Source organism: Deinococcus cellulosilyticus NBRC 106333 = KACC 11606 (assembly GCF_007990775.1).
GTDB classification, from domain to species: domain Bacteria; phylum Deinococcota; class Deinococci; order Deinococcales; family Deinococcaceae; genus Deinococcus_C; species Deinococcus_C cellulosilyticus.
This window is the reverse complement of the sequence record NZ_BJXB01000064.1, coordinates 1-5,315: the sequence shown is the minus strand read 5'-3', so window position 1 is coordinate 5,315 and position 5,315 is coordinate 1. Positions and strand designations below refer to the sequence as shown.

General features: G+C 51.1%; 2 protein-coding genes and 1 pseudogene. All 3 read right to left on the bottom strand.

Annotation, left to right across the window (positions count from 1 at the left end; translation table 11 throughout):
* Window positions 1-50: 50 nt before the first annotated feature.
* Window positions 51-2,579, bottom strand: a complete 2,529-nt coding sequence (locus DC3_RS28535; protein ID WP_246130844.1) for a VWD domain-containing protein — start codon at window positions 2,577-2,579, stop codon at window positions 51-53.
* A gap of 1,077 nt (window positions 2,580-3,656) precedes the next feature.
* Window positions 3,657-4,007, bottom strand: a pseudogene (locus DC3_RS30220) (PA14 domain-containing protein); the annotation flags it as partial.
* Between the two features lie 1,121 nt (window positions 4,008-5,128).
* A partial coding sequence (locus DC3_RS28530) for a transposase (RefSeq protein WP_146892147.1) occupies window positions 5,129-5,315 on the bottom strand: 187 nt, incomplete at its 5' end.

Here is a 5,315-nt window from a genome sequence, read left to right as displayed (position 1 = left end):
GTCTCTGAGTCCTTCTGGACTCAGAGACTTTCTCAATATCGAACCTAAGGTTAGAAGATCACAATCTCACCAGGAACCTCGTAATCTTTGCAGGGCTCCCAGATGGTTTTCTCAGGGTGGAACACACTCACAGGTGGTGTGTTGCACGTCCCATCAGTGTCCTGGTACGGCTCGGCCAGTCCACCTCGTTGGTTCACCACCGTGATTTTTCCTGTCGCAGCATCAATGTCCAGCACATGCCACCAATGACCAGGAGCTGAGACAACATTGGGTTGAACATTGACGGAGTTGCTGTCGAGCAATGGAATGGTCATCACCACCCCTTTATCATCCCTCACTTCCACTTCTGTGCCATAAATCCCGAAGGCATTTGTGTAATCGTTCACCCAATACTCGTATTTTCCAGTGCCAGTGGGGACCACTGTGACAGTTTCAGGGCCGTGTCCATCAATGTCATCGGTGTCTAGCACCATGTGAGGACCCGATTGCAGGTCACTACTTCCAGGGCGTCCATAGTACAGGTGGTACGGTGCGCTGGACGGTGCCCACAGATGCGCGTCGTAATCCCTCGGGAAGTCCAGCCACTTCAGTTTCAATTGCAGGGCACCCACAGTGGTCACAGCCTTGGGCATCACTTCAATCTTCACGGTGGTCCACACACTGGGATCGGACCGCAAAGTTGCTGTCACGGTGTACTCTCCTGGCACACCCGGGGCAGTGTAACGCATGGTGTGCCGATCCAAGGTGGAGGTCAGCGTTCCATTGGTGGCTGACCAGTCCACGTTGTTGTCGATTTTCAGCATGGAGGACACCCCTGCGAACAGTTCCAGGGTGTCCCCGGTCAGCATGCGCACCCGGGCAGGACTCAGGGTGATCTGGGGCACGAAAGGATCTGCGCCCACTGAGAATTGAGCCCAGTTGGGATCTTTGGTGAGGGCCACATCCAGGGTGCATTTGACCAGGATGTACTGGCTGACCACACCGTAGTCTTTGCACACCTGCTCTGCCCACTGGCGGTCCTCAGGCGTCAGGTCAATCAAGCCCACATGGGTGACAGGGAAGGCGCGATTGGTGAACGTCTGGGTGGACTCACCCGCGTTGTAGTCAAACAGGCTTTCTTGAGGGGTGATGCGCCAGGATTCCCCGAAACGGGCATACAGGTCTTTTGGAGCAGGTGGGTTGGAAAGCACCGTGCCATCCCGCAACTGGAAGTCATTTTCCGGGTTGGTGTCGAAGTTCCCGAGCAGCCCCATCAGGTACTGGCGTTTCTGTCCTGGGGCGGTGACCGTCACCCGACCCACGATCCGGTCATAGAAGTGAATCTTGACCTGGTAGTCCTGGTAACCATTCTTCCAGTGGATGGTGGTGAGAAGTTTCCCGGAGTCGTAGGAGAGCACCCCTCCATCCGGCAGGACGTGATACAGACCCAGTTCATCTGCTGTGACGGTTTCACCATTCACTTTGAAGATGGGGGGCTGTCCGTACACTGGCGGGGCATACACGCCCACCCGGTCAGTGCCGACCCGCATGGCCACCGCAGCATTGGCGGAAATCGCATTGTTTCCAGGCAAGGGCAGGTAACGGGTTTGCACTTCAAAGGTGTCCCCGGGCAGGGTGGATTTGCTCAGAATGAATTCTCCCACTGCCTGGAAGCTGTACTCCACGTTGTCGTAGGTGAGCAGGTGCGGATCACCATAACTGGAGCCTTCTCCAGGCATGGAACCTTCACCTGGGGCAGGTCTGCATTCCTGTGGAGAGGAGGTGATGGTTGGAGGGGGAACATCCAGGGTGCTGGTGTCAGTGAACGTCATGGGCTCAGTGATGGATTGCTTGCTGATGAGACTTGCGGTGGGTACAGGGTGGGCTTTCAGCACGGCCTCAATGGGGTGCTGTCCAGGGCCATAAGGACCAGCAGAGATGGATTCTCCGGTGGTGTTTTCTCCGATAAGAACACCATCCACATAGACTTGATAAGATTCGATGATCCAGTCTTCTTTTTGGTCCAGGGCGACCCGAATTTCACCTTTGTGATCCACACGGGTGACGAGCAGACACTGCAGGCGGGTTTCGGTGACGGTGGGGGGCGTCTGGGTTTTGAAGCTGAATTTCGGGCCACTGCCAGGGGCGCACTTCACAGCCACAGGGACTTGCACCCCTCGAACCAACCCAGAATTGGAGTTGATGGTGAGTTTAACTGTGCCCTCTCCAGGGACAAAGCATTTCATAGTGATGCCAATGGTGGAGGTGTCCTGCCCACGCAGGATTCCGGTGCTTGGACGGATGTCGAAAGTGGCGAAGCTGGGCAAGGCATCTTTGACCAGGGTCCACACCACCTGCTCTGGGTCTAATTGTGGGTGGTCGAACTTGATGGTGAAGCTAGTGGAGTCACTCTGGTCCACTTTGGCCTGCAAAGGCTTGGGTGGGTTGACCAGGATCAACTGGTCTGGAAGACACTCGATGACGACAGGCACACTGATAGGATCCCCATTGGTGATTTTGATGTTGATCGAATCCGTGACCAATTGAGGTTGATCGGGGCATTGAAAGGTGTAATTCAGTTCAGCACTGTGAAGGTTCATGGCGGTGTTTAAGCCCAATTCAATGGGACCACTGAAGGGAACCCTTTGATAGTTACCGAATTCGTTAATGGCAACCAGAAAGTTGGATAGTTTTCCTTTTGTTGTCGTGAATGTTGCTGTAAATCTTGAATAGTTCATGGCTCCCGCAGCTGGCGTTGGAGTGGCTGTCAGTTTACCACTGACCGACCTCCGAACCACTGCATAGAGCCTCAAACTGGCTGGGACCACATTCAAAGAGCCTGGGCAGTGTTCTTGAACGCATTCCCAGAATGCATCGTATGCAGGGAAGAAGTTCAGGTAGTTTGAACCTCCAGTCCCCCCCCAACCCAGGACTTGTTCTGATCCAACTTTGGTGAGAAATGGAGTAATGGCCTTCGCTGCATCCCAAAGGGTTTTTGCAGCTTTGAGTTGCCCCACTCCTGTGACCAGAAGAGGAACATCAAGCGCCAGGTTTTTAGAAATGTTCAATGATGCATTGTAGAAAGCAGTGTATTTCTCTTCACAGGGTCCATTTTTAATCAAGCAACTGGGAGAAGCATTGGCATTCTGCCACTGGATTGCTTTGGTGTCAACCTTGTTGGTAAGCGCCTGACGTCCAGCGACCAGATCTTGATTGCCCTGTTCGGCATTTGTGGATCCATTGAAAAAACGAGTGAAGATCTCTTGGGCCAGTCTGTCCGAGTCCATCTGTCCATCAAGTGACCTGGAAGGATCTTTGAAGTAAGGGGTGAGATCCAGATCTGCGCCGCTGATCAGGTCTCTGATGTGAAACGCAGAGTTGTTTTGGTACACGTAATAAAGCAGGTACACTTTCTCTGGAGACAGCAAAGAGAAAACAAGCCCCTCTCTGTCTTTGGTGGCTGCAATGAAGTGAATGTCTTGATCGTAAACAATGGCACGCGCCACCCTACGTTCAATTTCTAACCCACTGCCTTTAAAGAGTGGGTTGTTTTCAAGCAGTCTGATGCTGTTGGCCAGGTGGGTGATTTGAGGCAACTCAGAAGGTGTGATAGTCACATCTTGCGCCTCATTCCAGATAACACCTGCTTTTACGCCTTCTTTGGTTTCCAGTTCCAGGTCATATTCATGGTCTTTCATCAGAGTGAGCATACGGGTTTGTGCTGTTTTGCTCCCTTCCCAGGCGTCAATCAGCAACAGGCCGTTGACCCAAAGACGTGAGCCTTCGCTAGCTGTCAGTGTAAAATAATGCTTACCAGTCACATTAGCTCTCATTCTTCCTGTGTAACCTGCATACGCAGGCACAGAGAGTTGAGGAAAACGGCCGTAGAGGTCTTTGCTGCCCTGCTTTAAAGACAACCCTTTGGAGTTGATATTCTTTCCAGCGATGAGGAAGCCACTGCCTTTGAATTGCTGCTGCAGGTCGATGTTTCCTGCTGACCAAAGCAGAACTTCGGGTAGTTCAGTCATTTTGGTGTTCAGCTGAAAGTCCTCACCGACCAGGATTCTGATCTTGGCATCGGCTGAAGCATCAAGATCACCATTGATCTTCACGGATTGCAGTGAGATCAGGAAAATATCCCTGTTGAGTTTTGTTTTTCCAGAAATGGAAATGGATTTTGTGAGAATTTCGCTGTTGGTGAAAGTGCTGCTGCCACTCAGGGTCAGGTGGGTGCTCTTAACTTTGGTGTTGCTAAGGTCCAGGTTCCCGCTGATAGAAATGTTGCCAGTGACGAAGATGTTCATGTCTTTGATGGCATTTATGCCGCTCAAGGTCACGTCGCCCTGCACAAGAAGGTTACGAAACTGACCGTATTTTTTCATGAAGGTGTCGTTGCCCGACATTTGTAGGGGGCCTGACAGGACTTTGAAGTTAGGGGTTGGTCTGGTTTCTTCGTACATCGCTACCACTGGTGGGGCGATCACATTCAAGGTTTTCGTGACGGTGATTGGATGTCCATCTTGACAGATATTAATTAGTGCAGTGCAGGTGGTGGCCTGCATGGAGCTGGAAAACTGCTCTGGTTTGACTTTGATGATGCCTTTAAGATCAAACCCCTTTCCAGCGTACACTGCCCCATCAACCAATTCCAACGTTTGGACAGCTGAGAAGGTTCCTCCTGCGGTGATTCCGTTGAGCAGAACCCCTGGGGCCAGTGAAATACCAGAAGTACCCGGGTTTTGTACAGGTTGACTTTGGGTTTCCGTACTGGAAGCAGAAACACCTTTAATTGTCTGCGGTGGTGGAGATGAAAACAAACCACATGAGGTTACCAGAAGGGCCATAAGGCACCCACTGGCTCCATAAAAGCCAGAATTGGCCATGTTTGAACTCCTATTTGATGGCAAGAAGACATTTATGGGATATACCGATACGTTAGATATAGGGGGATTACAACATTTTTCCTCCAGCAATCAGCCAAGCAAAGAGATTAAGCTTTCTTTACTTTTCCAACGTTACTCTAATCCAGATTCACATTGATGTGAAATTAAAGCTAGTATGAAGAATTAATAAATTCATTAAAATTGTATTGCAAGAGTAACAAAATCTTTAAGGAATTATAGGTTAAGGCTTAGAGCATGTTAGGAATTTATGCCTGAAGTGGGACCAGAAGAGATCCTGCGCGGTGAAGCAACAAGAAGGCAAACGCTAGAAAATGCAAACCTTTCACTGTTTCGGGGAGACGCTCGTAATCCCGAGCGAGGCGTCTGAAACGAGACAGCCAGCCAAAGGAGCGTTCGACCACCCAGCGTTTTGCAAGCAGCACAAAGCCCTTC